Source organism: Acidimicrobiales bacterium (genome assembly GCA_036491125.1).
Classification (GTDB): domain Bacteria; phylum Actinomycetota; class Acidimicrobiia; order Acidimicrobiales; family AC-9; genus AC-9.
Genome location: DASXCO010000115.1, coordinates 1 through 18,849 on the forward strand (window position 1 = coordinate 1; position 18,849 = coordinate 18,849).

Below are 18,849 nucleotides of genomic sequence, written 5' to 3' on the forward strand. Positions count from 1 at the left end.
GAGCGTCTCGGCTTCGCCCCGCTCCGCCGTGACCTGGCTCGAATCGGCGAAGTTGGCATCGTAGGAGAGGCTGCCGCCGTCGCCAAAGCCCAGCTCAGCGAGCTTGTCGCGCAGCTGGGCGCGCTCCTCCTCGAGGAGGGCGCGGTAATCGACGGTCGGGGCATCGTTCGACACAGGAGGTCAAGGTTACCGCCCCTGGCTCGGATCAGCGCGCGGATGAGCACGGTGGTAAGCGTCTCGCAGCCGGTCGGCGGAGACCCTGGTGTAGACCTGGGTCGTGGCGATGGAGGCGTGGCCCAGCATCTCCTGGACCACCCGGATGTCGGCGCCGTGGTCCAGCATGTGGGTGGCGCAGGAGTGGCGCAGGACGTGGGGGCTCAGGCGGGACCCGAGCCCCACCCGCTCGCCGTGGAGACGGACGATCGCCCACGCCCCCTGCCTGGTCAGTCGGCCGCCGCGGAGGTTGAGGAACACGGCCTCGGCGTCGCGGCGACGGGCCCACCGGCGCGGGACCAGGGCACCGCGCCCCGACGGCTCCAGCCACTCCGCCAGCGCCCGCCGGGCACAGCGCCCGACCGGGACCACCCGCTCTTTCGACCCCTTTCCAAAGGCGCGCAGCGTCCCGTCCTCGAGGGTCAGGTCCGACAGCGACAGGCCCACGAGCTCCGAGATCCGTACCCCGGTGCCGTAGAGAACCTCGAGAATGGCCCGGTCCCGGCGGGCCGGTGGGTCGTTGCCGACGACCGCCCCGAGGAGCGTGCCGATCTCGTCCTCGGTGAGGGCCTTGGGCAGACCGAGGGGCACCGGCGCCCGCTCGACGTCGCCGGTCGGGTCGGCCCCGGCGTGGCCCTCGTCCAGGCAGAACCGGTGGAACCCGCGCACGGCGGCCAGGGCCCGCGCCACCGAGGCTGGCTTTCGCCCGCTGGCCCGCAGGAAGACCAGGTAGTCCTGCACGACCTTCTCGCCGACCTCGTCGATCGGCGCCTGTCGGGCCCGCAGGAAGGCCTCGTAGGCCAGGAGGTCCCGCCGGTAGGCGGACAGGGTGTTGGCCGCCCGCCCCCGCTCGACGGCTAGCCAGGAGAGGAACTCCTCGCCGCTCCTGCTGAGCTCGGTCTCCTCGATGGGCAGGGAGTCGGCGGTCATGACGCGCCGAGGGCCTCGAGCGGGTCGGCAGCCGTCTGGCCCAGGGCCCCGGCCACGGCGCTGTTGGTCAGCCTCCCGCCGACGGTGGCCACCCCGGCCAGGAGGGATCGGTCGTGCTCGGCCGCAGCGCGCACCCCCCGTTCCGCCACCTCGACGACATACGGCAGCGTGGCGTTGGTGAGCGCGTACGTCGAGGTGTGGGGCACGGCGCCGGGCACGTTGCCGACGGCGTAGTGGACCACGCCGTGACGGTCGTACACGGGGTCGTCGTGGGTCGTCTCGCGAGTGGTCTCGACGCATCCGCCCTGATCGACGGCCATGTCGACGATGACCGTGCCCGGACGCATGGCGCGCACCATGTCCTCGGACACGAGCAGGGGTGCTCGTCCGCCGGCGACCAGCACGGCGCCGATGACCAGGTCGGCGTCGCCGATCGCTCGCTCGATGGCGGCGCGGTTCGACGCCAGGGTCATGATCCGGCCGCGATGGATCTGGTCGACGAAGCGCAGCCGGTCGATGTCCCGATCGAGCAGGAGGACCTCGGCCTCCATGCCCTGGGCGATCCAGGCCGCGTTCCACCCGACGTGACCGGCACCCAGCACCACGACCCGGGCCGGGCGGACACCAGGAGCCCCGCCCAGCAACACGCCTCGCCCCCCGTAGCCAAGTTCGAGGTGGTGGGCGCCGATCTGGGGGGCCATTCGCCCCGCCACCTCGCTCATCGGCGCGAGGAGTGGCAGCGTCCCCGACCCCAGCTGCACCGTCTCGTAGGCCAGCGCCGTCACCCGCGCTGTCTGCAGCACCTCGGCCACCTCCGGGTACGCCGCGAGGTGCAGGAACGTGAACAGCACCAGGCCCTCGCGCAGACGAGCCAGCTCGTGCACCTGGGGCTCCTTCACCTTCACGACCAGGTCGGCACCCCATGCTGCGTCGGCGTCTGCAACCCGAGCTCCGGCCCCGCCGAAGTCGTCGTCGGCGATCGACGAGCCGAGGCCCGCCCCGCGCTCGATCAGCACGTGGTGGCCGTGGAGAACGAGCTCGCGCACCCCGTCGGGCGTGATGGCCACGCGGTTCTCCCCCGGTTTCGTCTCCGCCGGCACCCCGACGATCACCGGACCAGGATCTGGCGGGCGAGGCACAGCCCGATGATCGTCTTGGCGTCGCAGATGGCGCCCGACGCGATCAGCCCCGGTACCTCGGCGAGGGCCACGGTGACCACGGTCATCTGGCGCTCTTCGACCCCTTGCCGATCGAGACGACCCGGCGTCAGCTCGGTCGCCATGTACACGATCGAGTGCTCGTCGCTGAAGCCGGGCGAGTTGTAGAAGTGCGCCAGGCGTTCCAACCGACCGGGGCGCAACCCGATCTCCTCCTCGAGCTCGCGCCGGGCCGTCTCTTCGGGGGACTCGCCGGCCACGTCCCGCTTGCCGGCGGGCAGCTCGAGCAGCTCGGAACCCACAGCGGCCCGGAACTGGCGAACGAGCAAGACCTTCGTGCTCTCCTCGACGAGGGGCACCATCGACACCGCTCCGGGGTGATGCACGATCTCCCGCTCGAAGGTGTCGCCATCGGGACCTGTGAATGTGGCCGTCGCCACCGTGATGAGCGCCCCCTGGTAGCGCAGCTGCTCGTCGAGCCGGCGAAACGGCGACTCCGATGGCTCAGTTGACGGCATCGAGGTCGAGCAGGCGAGGTGCCCGTCCTCGGGCCCGGGACAGCGCCGCCCCGACCAGCTCACGGAAGAGTGGGTGGGGCCGGTCCGGCCGGCTCTTGAACTCTGGGTGGGCCTGAGTTCCCACCCAGAACGGATGACCAGGGAGCTCGACGAACTCGACCAGCCGGTCGTCCGGAGAGGTGCCGGAGCAGACCAGCCCGGCCTCCTCGAGCCGCAGGCGGTAGCGGGGGTTGACCTCGTAGCGGTGGCGGTGGCGCTCGGACACGACGGGCTCGCCGTAGGCGGCGGCGACCTGCGACCCGGGTTGGAGGCGGGCGACGTACGACCCCAGCCGCATGGTTCCACCGAGGTCGGTCACCTCGGTCTGCTCGTCCATGAGATCGATGACGGGATGCAGCGTGGTGCTGTCGATCTCCCCGGAGTTGGCCCCGGGCAGGAGGGCGACGTTGCGGGCCAGCTCGATGACCATGGCCTGGAGACCGAGGCACAGCCCGAGGCAGGGGATGCGGTGCTCGCGGGCGTACCCCGCGGCGGCGACCTTGCCCTCGACGCCCCGCTCTCCGAACCCTCCGGGGATCACGATGCCGTCGAGGTCCCGCAGCCGGCCGTCGGCCAGCATGCCGGTCACCTCCTCGGCCTGCACCCACTCGATCTCAACCTTGGCCCGGTGGTGGAACCCGGCGTGGCGCAGCGCCTCGACCACTGACAGGTAGGCGTCGGGAAGGTTGACATACTTGCCGATCACGCCGATGCGCACCGAGGTGGTGGCGGCCTCGATGCGGTCCACCATCGCCTCCCACGGCGAGAGATCGACGGCGTGCTCGGGCCCGTTGAAGTGGAGGAGCCGGCACACGTAGTCGTCGAGACCCTCGGCGTGGAGCACGAGCGGGATCTCGTAGATGTTGTCGGCGTCCACCGCCGAGGCCACACCCTCCATCGGGACGTCGCACAGCATGGAGATCTTGCGCTTGAGGCCCTCGGAGATGGGCTGATCGCTGCGGCAGACGATGACGTCGGGCTGGATGCCCCGGCTGCGCAGCTCGGTGACCGAGTGCTGCGTGGGCTTGGTCTTCTGCTCGCCCGAGGGGCCGATGTAGGGGACCAGGGTGAGGTGGACGTAGCACACGTTGTCCCGACCCACGTCCTTGCGGAACTGCCGCACGGCCTCGAGGAAGGGGAGGATCTCGATGTCGCCGACCGTGCCGCCGACCTCGGTGATGACCACGTCGACGTCGTCGGCGGCAAGGTTGGTGATGCGGTCCTTGATCTCGTCGGTGACGTGGGGGATGACCTGCACGGTCTTGCCGAGGAAGTCACCCCGACGCTCCTTGGCGATGACCGAGGAGTAGATGGAGCCGGTGGTGGAGTTGGAGCTGCGGTGGAGGTTCTCGTCGACGAAGCGCTCGTAGTGGCCGAGGTCGAGGTCGGTCTCCCCGCCGTCCTCGGTGACGAACACCTCCCCGTGCTCGAAGGGGTTCATGGTGCCGGGATCGACGTTGATGTACGGGTCGAGCTTCTGCATGGTGACCCGCAGACCCCGGGCCTTGAGGAGCCGGCCGAGCGACGAGGCGGTCAGACCCTTGCCAAGCGAGCTGGCAACACCGCCGGTCACGAATATGTGCTTCGCCACAGCGTCCCTCGCAGCGCTTTCTCCTCGGGGTCTACCGGCCACGGTACCCCACCTCGAAGGCCTAGCCGGCGATGCCCGCTAGCGGCCCCGCGCCCGGGCCGCCGCCGTCAGCAGCTCCTCGGCGTGGTGTCTCCCGCTGGCGCTCTCGGGCAGTCCCGACAGCATGCGGGACAGCTCGACCACCCGGCCCGCGCCGTCGAGGGGGACGACTTCGGCCACCGTGCGCCCGCCCCGCTCCCGCTTGCGCACCGCCACCTGGTGGTCGGCGAAGGCCGCCACCTGGGGGAGGTGGGTGACGACGAGCACCTGGTGATGGCCGGCGAGGGAGGCCAGCGCCCGCCCGACGGCGAGCGCCGCCTCACCACCGACGCCGGCGTCGACCTCGTCGAAGACCAGTGTCGGCGGCGCCTCCGACAGCACCAGGCGCGTCGCCAGCATCGCCCGCGACAGCTCGCCCCCGGAGGCCACCTTGGCCAGGGGCAGCGCCGGCTCCCCGGGGTTGGCACCCAGCAGGAAGGTGACCTCGTCGCCGGGATCGGTGCTGCCGACCATCACCTCCAACCTGGCGCGCGGCAGAGCGAGGTCGTGCAGATTGGCCTCGACGGCGCGGGCCAGACGGGGTGCGGCAGCCCGGCGGGCGGCGCCGACGGCCCCTTCCGACTCGACCAGGGCCTGTCCGGCTCGCTCGCGCTCTGCCTCCAGGGCAGCCACCCGCTCCTCGTGCGACTCGAGCTCGGCGCGCCGGGCCCTCGCCGACTCGCCGAAGGCGATGACGTCAGCGAGGGTGTCGCCGTATTTTCGTCGCAGCCCGGCGAGCAGCTGTCGCCGCTCGCGCACGACGGCCAGCCGCGCCGGGTCGTCCTCCAGGTGCTCGTGGGCCTGGCGAAGCTCGGTGGCGACGTCGGCCAGCTCGGCCTCCAGCGACCGCAGCCGGGCCTCCACCTCGGCCAGCGGCCCTCGTCCGGCGACGGCGTCGACGGCCGCACCGAGCGACTCGACGGCGCCCGCGGCGCCTCCACTCGACGGCGCGCCGGTGCCGTCGCCGCGCAGGGCGCTCAGCGCCGTCGCTGCCGCCTCGCGGTGCGCGGTGGCGCCAGCCAGAGCCTCTTCCTCGCGGGCCAGGTTCCCGTCCTCGTCGGGATCGGCGAGCGAGGCGTCGTCCAGCTCCTCCAGCTGGAACCCCAGCAGATCGAGCTCGCGCGCCCGTGACCGGGCGTCGCCGCCGAGGCCGGCCAGGCTCTCCTCGATCGACGTCAGGCGCGCCCGCGCCTCGTCGATCGGCGAGTGGTCCACACCTCCGAAGGCGTCGAGCGCGTCTCGCTGCGCCGCCTGGGCCAGTAGGGACTGGTGGGCATGCTGGCCGTGCAGATCGACGAGCGCGGCCCCGGTCTCGGCCAGGGCCGAGGCGGGGACCATCCGGGTATCGAGCCACCCCCGCGACCGACCGCCCACGGGGATCGATCGGGCCAGCACAACCTCCTCGCCGTCGAGCTCGAAGCGACCCTCGACCACCGATTCATCGGCACCGGGTCGAACGAGGAGTGGGTCGGCCCGCCCGCCCACGAGCAGCTCCAGCGCCTCGACGAGGAGCGTCTTGCCCGCCCCGGTCTCGCCCGTGAGAGCAGTCATGCCGGGACCGAGGACGACGCTGAGCCGGTCGATGACTCCCAGGTCGCGCACGCCGAGCTCGAGGAGCATCAGCGATCCGTGAGGTTGAACTTGGCCTTGAGGATCGCGTGGAAGTCGCGCCGGCCGAAGGTGACCAGCCGCGCCGGGTGATCGCCCGCCCGGCACACCACGGCGTCACCGAGGCCGAGGTCCCCGAGGCACGAGCCGTCGACCACCAGCACGGCCGGGCCACCCGACAGCAGCTCGAGGCGGACGGTCTCGCTCGGCCCCAGCACCAGGGGTCGGTCGAACAGCATGTGCGGCGACACGGGCGTCACGATGAGGGCGCGCAGGTGCGGTGACACGATCGGCCCGCGCGCCGAGAGGTTGTACGCGGTCGATCCGGTGGGCGTGGCCACGAGGATGCCGTCGGCGACGTAGGTGATGAATGGTCGATCGGCGATGCTGGCCGCCAGGCGGATGGTGTGCCCTGGCGGTACCCCCTTCTCGACGACCATCTCGTTGAGGGCTACCAGCGATCGCGTGGGTTGGGAGCGTCGGTCCTCGACGTCCGCGGCCGATGCGGCGCGGTGCACGACCACCTGGAGCGTCATGCGCTCCTCCACGCCGTAGTCGCCGGCCAGAAAGCGCTCGAGGGCTGCCTGCAGGCCCGCCGGCTCGACCTCGGTGAGGTAGCCCAGGTGCCCGAGGTTGACACCGAGGACGGGCACACCGGCGGGGGATGCGAGCTCGACGGCTCGCAGCATGGTCCCGTCGCCGCCGAAGCTGACGGCCAGGTCGATGTCGTCCTCCGAACCGGTGTCGGGCATCAGGGGCTGGGTGTGGCCTTCGGCCACGCGCACCTGATGCCCCCGCTCCCGCAGCCAGGTGCCCACCCGGCCGGCCAGCGCCACGGCTTCCGGCCGCTCGGGATGGGTCACGAAGGCGACGTTGGCCATCATCCGCCTCCGGTGCGGGTGATGGCCTCGGCGACGACGGCAGCGAGGTCGAGGGCGGGCTCGGGCTGGTCGGGACGGGCGTGGGCGCGGGCGTGGACGAGGAACTCGACGTTGCCGCTGGCGCCGGTGAGGGGGGACACCATGGCCCCCATCATGGCTGCTCGGGCGCGACGAAAGGAGGAGGAGACCTCGTCGAGAACTCTCTCCCACACCGTTGGGTCCTTGACCACGCCCTTCCCACGACTGGCCTCGGCTCGACCCGCCTCGAACTGGGGCTTGACCAGCGCCACTACGTCGGCGCCGGCGGCCGCCAGCTCGCCCAGCAGCACGGGCGCCACGGTCCGTAGCGAGATGAACGAGAGGTCGGCGACCACCATCGGGAACGGGATCCCGCCCACCTGGTCCAGCCCGAGGCTGCGTACGTTCGTGCGCTCCATGACCACCACCCGCGGATCGCGCCGGAGCCGTTCGTGCAGCTGGCCCCGGCCCACGTCCACGGCCACCACCTCGACGGCGCCCCGGCCGAGCAGACAGTCGACGAACCCCCCCGTCGACGACCCCGCATCGAGGGCCCTGACGCCGCCCACGTCGATCCCGAAGTGGTCGAGCGCGGCGTCGAGCTTCTCGCCTCCGCGACTCACGAACGGCGCTGGAGGCCCGAGGAGGACGATCGGCTCGGCGGCCGAGACCAACCTCGCCGGCTTGACGGCCAACGCACCACCGACGGTCACCTGGCGACCGGCGATGGCCGCTCGGGCCCGGTCCCTCGTGGGCGACAGACCCCGACGCACCAGCTCTGTGTCGAGCCGACGGCGGATCGGCTGGCTCAGGAACCTGCCTTCTTGGTGGTCTTCTTGGCGGTGGATGCTCGCTTGGCGGTCGACTTCTTGGTCGCCGCCTTCTTGGCCGGCGCCTTCTTGGCCGTGCCGGCAGGACTCTTCTTGGCCGGCGCCTTCTTCGTGGTCTTCTTGGACGCCTTCTTGGCTGGCGACTTCCGGACGGCGGCCGGTGCTCGCGACAGTCTGGTCACGAGACGCTGCACGTCATCCCTCGTGACCAGGCTCGTGGACGCCAGCTGGCGAGAGACCTCTTCCCGTATGAGCTCGAGGAGCGCCTCGGTGTTCTTCCGGCTGCGGTCGAGCACGTCGTCCACCCACCCCTGCGCCTGCTCCCGCTGCAGATCACCCAGACGGACGAGCTCCCGCATCAGCTCCTCGGCCCGTTCCCTCGTGACGTGCGTGAAGGCCGCGCCCAGGTCGAGATAGCGACGAAACACTTCGTTTTGCTCCATGGTGTCCACGCTATAGGGCCGACCACCGGCTGCATATAGCCAAATCGACGCGAGGCGATGGCCAGCCCTGGAGAAGGGCCCGCCGGGATGGGACGAGCGCTCAGTCTCCGCCCATGGAAGGAAACTGCTGTCCGGTGCGCCCCCTCGCCGCCATCGAGCCCGGCTCGGCGCGATCGGCCGCCCCCGACAGCTCGTCGGTCACGAGGGCAGCCAGATCCGCTGCCTCGGTGTCGGGGGCCGGATCGAGGCGGCCGTGATTCGGATCGGTGACGCCGCTCAGCACGAGCGCGAAGCGCGCTCCCAGGCGGCGAGCCAGCTTGCCGTCGGTCGAGGGACGATCACCGACGACGAGGTCGATGGCGCCGAAGCGCTGCCGCAGCAGCGCCACGATCGGATCGTTGGGCTTGCCGGCCACCGTCGGGGCGGCGCCCGACGCGTAGGCGACGGCCGCCAAGATGGCTCCGGCACCGGGTAATGGTCCGTGTGTCGTCGGATACGTGGCGTCGTCGTTGGTGGCGATGAGCCGCGCCCCGCCGAGGACCGCCGATACCGCGGCGGAGAGACCGGTGAAGTCGAAGTCCCGGTGGAAGCCCACGACCACGGCATCAGCTCTCCCCGAGCGCACGGCCCGCACGCCCCGACGAACCAGCGATTCCTCGACACCGGCGCCGGCGAAGACCAGCGCCGTCGATCCCGGCTCGAGGAGCGACGTCGCCGCCTCGGCCGAGGTGAGAATGTCGGTTCGACTCACGGAGATGCCCATCTTGTTCAGCCTGGCCACATAGTCGGCCACGCTGTGGGCCGAGTTGTTCGTCACGAACACGACACGATTCCCGTCGGCCCGCAGCCGGGACACGGCTCCGGCGGCGCCGGGAATCGCGGTGTCCCCCAGCCAGACGACACCATCGAGGTCCAGAAGCCACACCATGGGCGATATCCTCGCACGGCTGGCGGCAGGGTTGGGTCGGCGGGTTGGCAAGCGGCGGAGAGCCGGTGCGAGCGACTTGTGCGAACGGGCCCGCTGCGGTGTGCTACGCAGGTCCGGTGCCCCGCTTCGAGCCATTCACCGGGCTGCGCTACCGACTGGAGACTCTCCACCAGCGCGGCGCTTCTCTCGACGACGTCATCGCCCCCCCGTACGACGTGATCGACGCTGCCGAACGGGAGGTCCTCGCCGGGCGCAGCCCGTACAACGCGGTGCACGTCGAGCTTCCGGCCGACGACCCGGACCGCCACCTCGACCGGTATCAGGCGGCGCGTCACCTCCTTGACACCTGGCGGTCCGAGGACGTGATCGCCGAGGACGACGAGCCGTCGTTCTACCGCTACCGAATGAGCTATCACGACGAGCACGGCGCACGCCGGCGGACGTCCGGGGTCATCGGCGCGCTCGGCCTCGCCCTCCCAGGCGAGGCAGACGTCCTCCCCCACGAGCGGACCATGCCCAAGCCCAAGGGCGACCGTCTCCAGCTACTCCGCGAGTGCAAGGCCAATCTCTCGCCGGTGTGGGGTCTGGCCCTGGCCCGAGGCGTGAGCGCGGCTTCGGAGACGTCGGAACCGCCGATCGCGGCGGCGACCGACGGCGACGGCGTCGAGCACGAGCTGTGGCGGATCACCGAGCGGGGTGCGGTCGAGGCGATCGCGGCCTCCGTGACGTCCGCCCCCGTGGTCATCGCGGACGGCCACCACCGGTTCGAGACTGCGCTGGCCTACAGAGAGGAGCGCCGAGCGGCCCTGGGCGGAAAGCCCGGTGACTACGACCTGGTCATGGCGCTCGTCGTCGAGCTGTCCGAGGAGCAGCTCGTGGTGCGACCCATCCACCGGCTCCTTTCCGGGCTATCGGACGGCTTCGACCTGCCGGAGGCTCTGAGCTCCCACTTCTACGTCTCGCACCTCGACCATCCCGCCCCCCGACGCCTGGCCGCCGAGATCGACGCAGAGGCCGCCATGGGGCTCGTCACAAAGTCGGGGACGTGGCTGCTCCGGCCGCAGCCGGAGACTGTCGCCGCCGCCGGCATCGACGTCGACTCCGGCCTTCTCGACGTCGGCCTGGCGGAGCTGCCCGGCCACGACGTCACCTACGAGCCCAGCTGGGATCGGGCCGTCGACGCCGTCGAGCGAGGCGCCGCCCAGGCCGCCGTGCTGCTGCGACCGGCCGGCGTGACCACTATCGCCGATGCCGCCCACAAGGGCCTGCGCATGCCGCCGAAGACGACCTACTTCCACCCCAAGCCCAGGACAGGGATGGTCCTCCGGCCGGTGCGGGACTGACCTCGGGCTGGCTTACTCCACCGTCCAGGTGGACCCGGACCGAAGCAGGGCAGCCAGGTCGCCCGGACCCTGACGCTCCTGGGCGTCGAGCAGCTGACGGCCGATCTCCGATCCGAACTCCGGTCGGCCCACGGCCCGGAACACGCCGATCGGTGTCGGCTCGTACGGTCCGCCCGCCAGACGCGAGAGGGTGAAAGCGAGGCTCGGATCCTCCCTGGCTTCGTCGTGGACGACGAGGGCATCCTCGCCCACCTCGGCCACATCGACCAGGCGGGCCCGCCCCTGATCGTCGAGCGCCACCCCTCGCTCTCCCTCGCGACCGAATCGCAGGGGCTGGCCGTGGACGAGCGGGATCAGGTTGGTCGGCCTGGCGTCCTTGGCCAGGACCTGGTCGAACGCACCGTCGTTGAAGACGTTGCAGTTCTGATAGATCTCGACGAAGGCCGAGCCCTGGTGGTCGTGGGCTCTGCGGAACGTCTCCATCATGTGCTTGCGGTCCATGTCGTGGGTGCGAGCCACGAAGCTGGCCTCGGCCCCAAGGGCCAGGCTGATGGGGTTGAAGGGCGTGTCCAGTGAGCCGAATGGCGTCGACTTGGTGACCTTGCCCACCTCCGAGGTCGGCGAGTACTGCCCCTTGGTCAGCCCGTAGATCTGGTTGTTGAACATCAGGATGGTGATGTTCACGTTGCGGCGCAGAGCGTGGATCAGGTGGTTCCCACCGATCGACAGCGAGTCGCCGTCGCCGGTGATAACCCAGACATCCAGGTCGGGCCTGGAGATGGCGAGCCCGGTGGCCAGCGCCGGAGCGCGGCCGTGGATGGAGTGCACACCGTAGGTGTTCATGTAGTACGGGAAGCGGGCGGCGCAGCCGATGCCAGACACGAAGACCGTCGACTCCCGGCGCACGCCGAGGTCGGGCATGAGCATCTGCATGGCGGTGAGGATGGAGTAGTCCCCGCAGCCGGGACACCACCGAACCTCCTGGTCCGAGGACCAGTCCTTCTTCGTCGTGGTCGGAACGGACACGTCGGTCATGGGGTGGGGACACCTCCGTTGCCGCTGGTGGGCTCCTCGATGAGCGCAGCGATGGCTGCCTCCAGCTCGCCGGCCTTGAACGGGACACCCTGGATCTTGGTCACCGACCTGGCGTCGACCAGGAACTCCGCCCGCACCAACCTGCTCAGCTGGCCGAGGTTTCCTTCCGGTACCAGCACCTTGGGATAGCTGGCCAATACCTTGCCGAGATCGGCCGGGAACGGGTTGAGATGGACGAGATGGGCATGCGCCACACCCAGTCCCCGGGCCCGCACCCGTCGCGCGGCGGCGGCGATGGCACCGTAGGTGGAGCCCCAGCCCAGCACGAGCACGTCGGCGCCGTCCGGATCGTCCACCTCTACCGAGGGGATGTCGGCGGCGATACCGGCAACCTTCGCCGCCCGGAGGCGGACCATGCGCTCGTGGTTGGCGGGATCGTACGAGACGTCCCCGCTGCCGTCCTCCTTCTCGAGGCCACCGACCCGGTGCTCGAGGCCCGGAGTACCGGGGATCGCCCACGGCCGAGCGAGCGTCACCTCGTCACGACGATAGGGCCAGAACTCAGGGTTGCCCTCGGCGTCGGTGTGGTTCGGCGACGTGGCGTAGGGAACGGAGATGTCGGGGAGGTCGTCGACCTCCGGCAGCATCCACGGCTCGGACCCGTTGGCCACGTAGCCATCGGACAGCAGGAAGACCGGCGTGCGGTACTTGACGGCGATGCGCACGGCCTCGATGACGGCGTCGAAGCAGTGCGACGGCGTCTTGGCCGCCACGACGGGCACCGGAGCCTCACCGTGGCGCCCGTAGATGGCGTGCAGCAGGTCGGCCTGCTCGGTCTTGGTCGGCAGCCCTGTCGAGGGTCCACCCCTCTGGATGTCGATGATGAGCAGGGGGAGCTCGAGGCTGACCGCCAGCCCGATGGTCTCGGACTTGAGATCGATCCCCGGTCCGCTCGTGGTGGTGACGCCGAGGCCCCCGCCGAACGCCGCCCCCAGAGCGGCGCCGATGCCGGCGATCTCGTCCTCGGCCTGGAGGGTCCGGATCCCGAAGTTCTTGTGCTTGGACAGCTCGTGGAGGATGTCCGACGCCGGGGTGATCGGGTACGAGCCGAGAAGGATCGGCAGACCGGCGAGCTGTCCGGCGGCGATGAGCCCCCAGGCCAGCGCCGTGTTGCCGGTCACGTTGGTGTACGTGCCAGGAGGCAGGGACGCCGGCTTGACGTGGTAGTTGGACTGGAAGAGCTCGGCGGTCTCCCCGAAGTTGTACCCGGCCTTCAACGCCAGGGTGTTGGCCTGAGCGACGATCGGCGCCTTCTTGCCGAAGCGGCCCTCGATCCAGGCCAGGATGCCCTCGGTGGGGCGGGTGTACATCCACGAGATGAGGCCCAGGGCGAAGAAGTTCTTGCTCCGCTCCGCCTCCCTGGGCTTGGCCCCCGTCTCCTTGCAGGCCTCGAGGGTCAAGGAGGTCATCGGGATCTCGTAGACGGTAAAGCCGTTGAGTGTCCCGTCGGTGAGCGGGTTGCTGGCGTAGCCCGCCTTGCCCAGCGAGCGCTCGTCGAACGAGTCGGCGTTGACGATGAGGGTCGCGCCGGGCGGGACGTCGCCGAGGTTGGCCCGGAGGGCGGCCGGGTTCATGGCCACCAGCACGTTCGGCGCATCGCCCGGGGTGAGGATGTCGTGGTCGGAGATGTGGACCTGGAAGGCCGAGACGCCGGCAAGCGTGCCCGCCGGGGCGCGAATCTCAGCCGGAAAGTCGGGCAGCGTCGACAGATCGTTGCCCAACAGGGCGCTGACGGCCGTGAACCGGTCGCCGGTCAGCTGCATGCCGTCGCCGGAGTCACCCGCGAAACGGATGACGACCCGCTCCAGCTCCTGGGTGCGATCAGTCTGCGCCGTGTCGGCCAAAAGGTCTCCGTTCACTCACGTCACTCACGCGGCCATACCACGTTAATTTCCCCACAACAGCATACCGCGCGGTCTCGCGATATGACGCAGTGTCAGAAGTACGGGGTCAGGGCCGGACTACGGCGAGAGCGGCGGCCGTCAGGCGATGGTGACCGAGCGGTCCAGGAAGACGTCCTGGACGCTGTGGAGCAGGTCGACGCCGTCGGCCATGGGGCGCGAGAACGACTTGCGCCCGACGATGAGGCCGGTGCCGCCGGCCCGCTTGTTGATGACCGCGGTGCGCACGGCCTGTGCCAGGTCGCCGGCTCCCTTTGACCCACCCCCGGAGTTGATGAGACCGATGCGACCCATGTAGCAGTTGACGACCTGCCAGCGGGTGAGATCGATCGGATTGTCCGTGGTCAGCTCGTCATACACGAGGGGATCGGTCATGCCGAACTTGAGAACGTTGAAGCCCCCGTTGTTCTCCGGCTGCTTCTGCTTGATGATGTCGGCCTCGATCGTCACGCCCATGTGGTTGGCCTGGCCCGTGAGATCGGCCGACAGGCTGTAATCGACCCCGTCGACCTTGAACGCCGAGTTGCGCAGGTAGCACCAGAGCACGGTGAACATCCCGAGCCGATGGGCCTCGGCGAAGGCCGCGCTCACCTCCTGGATCTGGCGGTCGCTCTCTTCGGAGCCGAAGTAGATGGTGGCCCCTACCGCCACCGCCCCCAGGTCGGCCGCCTGGCGGACCGAGCCGAACATGATCTGGTCGTACGTGTTGGGATAGGTGAGCAGCTCGTTGTGATTGAGCTTGACCAGGAACGGGATTCGGTGGGCGTAACGACGGGCGACGATCCCGAGCCCGCCGAGGGTGGTGGCGATGGCGCTGCAATCGCCCTCGATGGCGAGCTCGCACAGGTTGCGGGGGTCGAAGTAGGCCGGGTGCTTGGAGAAGCTGGCCGCCGCGGAGTGCTCGATCCCCTGGTCGACGGGCAGGATCGACAGGTATCCGGTGCCACCCAGTCTCCCGTGGTTGTAGACCGACGCCAGGTTGCGAACCACTGTGATGGGCCGATCCGAGTCGAGCATGACCCGGTCGATGTAGTCGGGACCGGGAAGAACGAGCTCGTCCTTGGGGATCGCCTTGGCCTGGTGGTTCAGCAGCGAATCGGCCTCGTCACCGAGCAGCTGTTGGAGATCCACGGTGCGCTCCTTGCCTTGGCGTTGCCCTTGCCGGCACTGACCGCCCGAGCCGTATGCCACTGCCCGGGCCGATCGCTCCAGCCTATCGAGGACGGCCCACCGTCGCCTTGCCGGCGGGCTCGGATCGGTCCTGTCCACGCGGTGCGTTCGACCGGCTCCGCGGGGCCTGGTCCAGCTGCACGGCCGCCTCCTCGAGTCGCCTCGTCGCCGCGGCCAGCGCCGTCTGGGCCGACTTGACTCGGCGGGTGGGGACAACGGTCTCCGCAACCACCTCCGTCCGGCTCTGGGTCGATCCGCCAGCCCGGAAGAAGCGGCGGCGGACCCGTCCCACCACTACGACCGTCTCTTCGATGTCGAGGGTGGCCGCCGACGCTGGGGCGTCGAACCAGACGACGGGCACGGTCTCGGCCCGATCGCCGGTCCTGTCCACAGTCACCTGCACCGCGACCAGCCGTTCACCCGACGGAAGCACCCGCTGCTCGGCCGGTCGGCTGAGCCGGCCGGCGACCACCACGACGTTCCACGCACACATGTCCCACTCCTGGTTGTCCGTCGTGTCGACGCAGGGGGAAGTGCGTGATGAAGCTGTCGGGCACGGTAGCTGCCGGGTGTGACACTCAGCCCAGGGCGACCAGTCGTTCGGCTGCGTCCGACAGCTGGGCGTCGTGCCGCAGCACCCGGCGGAACAGCTCTCTCGCCCGGGGGAGGTCGCCCGAGCGCTCGTAGAGGTCGGCCAGCGCATACCACTGTCGGACGTGATGAGGCCGCGGTCGGCGGACGTCGTGGTCCGCTCGCCGCAGCAGGGCGAGCGCTCCGCGGATGTCGCCTCGGTCGGCGCGGGCGCCCGCGACGACCAGCCGACCCTCGGCCACCACGTCGGCGCTGGGGGAGGCTTGCCGGAGCTCGTCCCAGACCTCGTCGACGGCCTTGAAATGACCCAGCGCCCGGTGACAGTCCGCCAGCACCGGGTACTGGTCGTAGGAGCCGGTGAGCCGGTGGTAGGCGTCGAGCTGGCGAATGGCAGCGCTCCAGCGCCCATCCCGATAGAGCGTCAGGCCGTAGAGCTCGCGAACCGAGGGCGACTCGGGAGCCATGCTGGCCAGGGCGCGCAGGATGCGGGCCGCATCGCCGTACCGGTCGCGTTCGTAGGCCGCGGCGGCGTCGGAGAGCCGCTGCTGCAGGCGTCGGGTCTCGGTCCGCCCCGCCGATCCCGAGAGCTCATCGAGGACCGGCGCCGGCAACCGTCCCGAACGAGGGGCCCGCGGGCGGCGGCCGGACGGGCGCCGATCCGGGCTGTCAGCGACATCAGGTTCACGAATCCACGTCTCCGGCTCCCACGGCGGGGGCGGACCCGGCTCCCGCCAGTTCCCCGTGGCAGCGCTGCGTCCGCCGCGTTCCTCCCGCCCTCCGGGTCGGGACGGCCGTCCCGCCTCGCCCACCACCCCAGCCCCCCGCCGAGCCACGCTGCCCCATCCGCGAGGAGTGGGACCGGACCGCTGCGGTGCCGTCCGCTCGTCCCGCCGAGCCCGGTCAGGCGCCTTGCTGGGGCGGTCCGGCCGTCGTCCGGCCGACGGCGCCGGCCGCCCGGTCGAGCGGCGGGCTCGGCTCTCCTGACCGTCGGGCGCTGGTGCGGCGGCGTCACTCCGCCGTCTGGACGGACGATCGCCGGTGCGGGAGCGGATGTCGTCACCTCGCCGCTCGCTTGTACGCCGGTCGCCGGTGCGGGGGCGGCTGTCGCCGGTGCGGGGGCGGCCGTCGCCGGTTCGCCCGTCCCGGGTTCGCCGGTCGCCGGTGCGGGGGCGGCTGTCGCCAGTGCGGGGGCGACCATCGCCCGTGCGGGGGCGGCTGTCGCCGTTTCGCCCGTCCCGGGTTCGCCGGTCGCCGGCGCGGGGGCGGCTGTCGCCAGTGCGGGGGCGGCTGTCGCCGGTTCGGGGGCGGCTGTCGCCGGTTCGCCGGTCGCTGGCGCGGGGGCGGCCCGAGGGCGGGATACCACCGGATGCTCGCCGCCCCTGGCGTGGAGCACCCGCCGTCGAGGCCCGAGGAGCGTCACCGGAGCGACGACGATTGGAGCCGTCGGACGACCGGGCCTTGGCGCGCTGCGGGGGCGGCCCACGACGCCCGCCACTGTCGGCGGGGCGCGATCGTCCGGGGCGCGCTGGCTTGGCCATGATCTCGATCGTATCGGTAGGGCCGTCGTCGCTCCTCGGCGCGTCACGTCGCCGCCCTCGCCGAGCCCAAGCTCAGGAGTTGACGGTGTCTCGAGCGCCGTCCCGGTAGAGCGCCGTCCGTCGGTAGCGGATGTTCATCCGCCGGACCTGACTGTTGTAGGCGTCGATGAGCCTTGTCCGCTCGGACTTGTCGGTGCAGTGGCGCAGGCGATCCTCGAGGCGACGCCGCATGCGCTCGATCCGCTGACCGTCGGTGAGCACCTCCGGCTCCTGCTTCTTCCGACGGTAGGGGATCCCGTACTGGCCCCCCTCGATCGTGGACCCGCCGGAGATCTCGGGGATGTCGAGCTGCTCGCGGAGCGCGAACTGATCGTTGGACTTGTTCACATGGATGGCGACGACGTTCAGGGCGTGGAGACCCTGCTCGGAACAGTCCTTCTCGACGCAGTAGTCGTAGCCTTCGTTCGCTCGCTCTTCGGGGAGACTCTCCCCGCAATACCTGCAATTCACGCGATGGCCTTCTGGTGTGAATGGGGAATGGTGCCAACGGCCCGTATCGGGGCGGGCCCGCCGGAGCCAAGAGAATACCGGCTTCCCTCCGCGTCCCCGACCGGCTGGGTCAGGCCTGCTCGGCCTCCGCTGCCGTGAGCTCCGCTGCCGGGTCGGCCTCCAGGCGATCGTCAGGGATCGGAGCCCCGGTGCGGACCGAACGACCGTAGGTGCCCTCCTCGACCCGCCGCTCGGCCCGCTCCAGCGCCGCCAGCCGATCGCGCAGCCCCTCCACGAGAGCGTCGTCGACCTCCTCGGCGGTCAGTCGCTCGGCGGGGTCGTCGATGGCCACCCCCTCGTTCGCCGTCGCCCGGTCCTCCTGGCCGGCCGCGCCCGTCTCCTTGAGGAGACCCTCCACCCGGGCTCGCTCGGCATCGAGCAGCGCCTTCGCCCGCTGCTTGTCCATCTGTCCGTCCTCCTCGACGCTGCGACGACTCGTCTCAGTCTGCTCGGCCAGCCGTCGGCCGTCGAGCCACGCCATCAAGCGTATCCAGCGTCGTGCTGGGGGACGGTTGCGGTCGTGCAACGAGCCGCCCACAATCCGGTCCATGCGCTTCGGACTGTTCGTGCCCGCCTTCGCCGAGCTCGCCGACCCTCGACGGGTCGCCGATCTCGCCCGGTCGGCCGAGGAGGCCGGGTGGGACGGCTTCTACTTGTGGGACCACATCCTCGGCCGCGGCGGGATGGGGGTGGCCGATCCCTGGGTGACGTTGGCCGCGGTGGCGACCGCGACCGAGAGGCTCCGCATCGGAACGCTCGTCACGCCGCTCAGCCGTCGTCGACCATGGGTGATGGCACGGCAGGTGATCACCCTCGATCATCTCTCGGGCGGGAGAATGGTCGTCGGCATCGGTCTCGGAAGCGACGCCTGGCGTGAGTTCAGCGCATTCGGCGAGCCCGTCGACCCTTCGGAGCGCGCCCGCCTGCTCGACGAGTCCCGGGACGTCCTCAGGCGGCTGCTCGCCGGCGAGCCGGTGCGCCACCACGGAAATCACCTACGCGTCGACACCGACCCGTTCATCCCCCGACCATTACAAGACCCTGTGCCGATCTGGGCGGCGTGCGTGCTGCCCAACCGCAAGCCCCTGGTTCGCGCCGCTCGACTCGATGGCTGCTTCCCGCTCTTCCCAGCGCCGGTCCCACCACCACCGCCAACTCCCGAGGAAGTCACCCAGGTGCGCGAAGAGCTCGACCGCCGCGGGGCGCGCCCGGACATCGATATCGTCGTGCGCTGCGCCCTCTCCCTCCAGGACCCAGCTTGGTTGCGGACCCGACTGTCCGAGCTCGAGAGTGCTGGTGTCACTTGGGTGCTGGAAGGCTTCGCCCCGGGCGAGCCGCCGGTCGCGGTGGTCGAGGACGTCGTCCGGCGGGGGCCTCCGCAATAGCGCCGGAGACGGCTTCCACCAGCGAACCACCGGTAGGCTGCCG

18 protein-coding genes are annotated in these 18,849 nt (G+C 70.7%); 2 read left to right on the forward strand and 16 right to left on the reverse strand.

Annotated elements, in window-relative coordinates; all coding sequences use genetic code 11:
• Positions 1-186: 186 nt before the first annotated feature.
• The 9 genes from VGF64_09735 to VGF64_09775 all read right to left on the reverse strand — a co-directional run bounded on the left by VGF64_09735 (position 187) and on the right by VGF64_09775 (position 9,234).
• Positions 187-1,143 carry a site-specific tyrosine recombinase XerD gene (locus VGF64_09735; protein HEY1635027.1) on the reverse strand — a complete coding sequence of 319 codons (957 nt, stop codon included), beginning with the start codon at positions 1,141-1,143 and terminating at the stop codon, positions 187-189.
• The gene (gene ald / locus VGF64_09740; GenBank protein HEY1635028.1) at positions 1,140-2,255 is read right to left on the reverse strand and encodes an alanine dehydrogenase; all 1,116 of its coding nucleotides are present in this window, start codon (positions 2,253-2,255) and stop codon (positions 1,140-1,142) included. The genes VGF64_09735 and ald overlap by 4 nt, the downstream gene beginning before the upstream one ends.
• Positions 2,252-2,818, reverse strand: a complete 567-nt coding sequence (locus VGF64_09745) for an NUDIX hydrolase (protein ID HEY1635029.1) — start codon at positions 2,816-2,818, stop codon at positions 2,252-2,254. The genes ald and VGF64_09745 overlap by 4 nt, the downstream gene beginning before the upstream one ends.
• A complete protein-coding gene (locus VGF64_09750) occupies positions 2,805-4,448 on the reverse strand; it encodes a CTP synthase (GenBank protein ID HEY1635030.1) in 1,644 nt (547 codons plus the stop codon). The genes VGF64_09745 and VGF64_09750 overlap by 14 nt, the downstream gene beginning before the upstream one ends.
• Positions 4,449-4,526: 78 nt before the next feature.
• Complete coding sequence (locus tag VGF64_09755; GenBank protein HEY1635031.1) at positions 4,527-6,146, reverse strand: DNA repair protein RecN; 1,620 nt, start codon at positions 6,144-6,146, stop codon at positions 4,527-4,529.
• On the reverse strand, positions 6,146-7,018 hold the full coding sequence (locus VGF64_09760) for an NAD(+)/NADH kinase (protein ID HEY1635032.1): 873 nt from the start codon (positions 7,016-7,018) through the stop codon (positions 6,146-6,148). Before VGF64_09760 ends, VGF64_09755 begins: the two co-directional genes overlap by 1 nt.
• A complete protein-coding gene (locus VGF64_09765; GenBank protein HEY1635033.1) occupies positions 7,015-7,881 on the reverse strand; it encodes a TlyA family RNA methyltransferase in 867 nt (288 codons plus the stop codon). Before VGF64_09765 ends, VGF64_09760 begins: the two co-directional genes overlap by 4 nt.
• Complete coding sequence (locus VGF64_09770; protein ID HEY1635034.1) at positions 7,842-8,306, reverse strand: hypothetical protein; 465 nt, start codon at positions 8,304-8,306, stop codon at positions 7,842-7,844. Before VGF64_09770 ends, VGF64_09765 begins: the two co-directional genes overlap by 40 nt.
• Positions 8,307-8,406: 100 nt before the next feature.
• The gene (locus tag VGF64_09775) at positions 8,407-9,234 is read right to left on the reverse strand and encodes an HAD-IIA family hydrolase (GenBank protein ID HEY1635035.1); all 828 of its coding nucleotides are present in this window, start codon (positions 9,232-9,234) and stop codon (positions 8,407-8,409) included.
• Between the two features lie 116 nt (positions 9,235-9,350).
• On the opposite strand from VGF64_09775, the gene VGF64_09780 reads away from it, so the two are divergent.
• Positions 9,351-10,577 (forward strand): DUF1015 domain-containing protein, encoded by a 1,227-nt coding sequence (locus VGF64_09780; protein ID HEY1635036.1) that lies wholly within the window; start codon positions 9,351-9,353, stop codon positions 10,575-10,577.
• 12 nt (positions 10,578-10,589) lie between these two features.
• Here VGF64_09780 and VGF64_09785 read toward each other — a convergent pair whose 3' ends face one another.
• The 7 genes from VGF64_09785 to VGF64_09815 form a co-directional block, all read right to left on the reverse strand.
• Positions 10,590-11,612, reverse strand: a complete 1,023-nt coding sequence (locus VGF64_09785; GenBank protein HEY1635037.1) for a 2-oxoacid:ferredoxin oxidoreductase subunit beta — start codon at positions 11,610-11,612, stop codon at positions 10,590-10,592.
• On the reverse strand, positions 11,609-13,531 hold the full coding sequence (locus VGF64_09790; GenBank protein HEY1635038.1) for a 2-oxoacid:acceptor oxidoreductase subunit alpha: 1,923 nt from the start codon (positions 13,529-13,531) through the stop codon (positions 11,609-11,611). The genes VGF64_09785 and VGF64_09790 overlap by 4 nt, the downstream gene beginning before the upstream one ends.
• A gap of 123 nt (positions 13,532-13,654) precedes the next feature.
• Entirely contained in the window at positions 13,655-14,704 is a 1,050-nt protein-coding gene (locus tag VGF64_09795; GenBank protein ID HEY1635039.1) for a class I fructose-bisphosphate aldolase, read from the reverse strand.
• A gap of 82 nt (positions 14,705-14,786) precedes the next feature.
• Positions 14,787-15,236: a single-stranded DNA-binding protein gene (locus VGF64_09800; GenBank protein ID HEY1635040.1), complete on the reverse strand. Its 450-nt coding sequence runs from the start codon at positions 15,234-15,236 to the stop codon at positions 14,787-14,789.
• A gap of 85 nt (positions 15,237-15,321) precedes the next feature.
• Positions 15,322-15,945, reverse strand: a complete 624-nt coding sequence (locus tag VGF64_09805; protein HEY1635041.1) for a tetratricopeptide repeat protein — start codon at positions 15,943-15,945, stop codon at positions 15,322-15,324.
• A gap of 999 nt (positions 15,946-16,944) precedes the next feature.
• The gene (locus VGF64_09810; protein HEY1635042.1) at positions 16,945-17,382 is read right to left on the reverse strand and encodes a hypothetical protein; all 438 of its coding nucleotides are present in this window, start codon (positions 17,380-17,382) and stop codon (positions 16,945-16,947) included.
• A gap of 109 nt (positions 17,383-17,491) precedes the next feature.
• On the reverse strand, positions 17,492-17,971 hold the full coding sequence (locus VGF64_09815; protein HEY1635043.1) for a hypothetical protein: 480 nt from the start codon (positions 17,969-17,971) through the stop codon (positions 17,492-17,494).
• Between VGF64_09815 and VGF64_09820 the strand changes: the two genes are divergently transcribed.
• Positions 17,970-18,806 carry an LLM class flavin-dependent oxidoreductase gene (locus tag VGF64_09820; GenBank protein HEY1635044.1) on the forward strand — a complete coding sequence of 279 codons (837 nt, stop codon included), beginning with the start codon at positions 17,970-17,972 and terminating at the stop codon, positions 18,804-18,806. The genes VGF64_09815 and VGF64_09820 overlap by 2 nt on opposite strands.
• The last annotated feature ends 43 nt before the right edge of the window (positions 18,807-18,849 follow it).